Annotated in this window: 1 protein-coding gene; it reads left to right on the top strand. The window is 66.0% G+C overall.

The features are described from left to right. The coding region (locus tag ACLJNW_RS26575) for a hypothetical protein (RefSeq protein ID WP_410961562.1) at positions 1–256 on the top strand (256 nt) is incomplete at both ends.

The following is a 256-nucleotide window of genomic DNA, read 5'->3' as shown; positions in this document are numbered from 1 at the left end:
ATCTGGTGACGGACTTTCGAACGGTGCTGCCGGACGTGATCACGCTGCCGCAGGCGTTCAAGGGCGCGGGATATGTGTCGGCCCGTGTCGGCAAGATCTATCACTACGGCAACCCGGGCCAGATCGGGACCAGCGGGCTCGACGATCCGGCGTCGTGGGATGAGGCGATCAATCCCCGCGGCGTCGACAAGGACGAGGAGCCGCTGCTGACGAATCTCACGCCGGCGCGCGGACTGGGCAGCGCGCTCGCCTATTA

Source organism: Salmonella sp. SAL4457 (genome assembly GCF_046548235.1).
Lineage (GTDB): Bacteria > Pseudomonadota > Gammaproteobacteria > Enterobacterales > Enterobacteriaceae > Salmonella > Salmonella enterica.
Note: the sequence above shows the minus strand (reverse complement) of the source record. Positions and strands in the feature narration are given on the sequence as shown.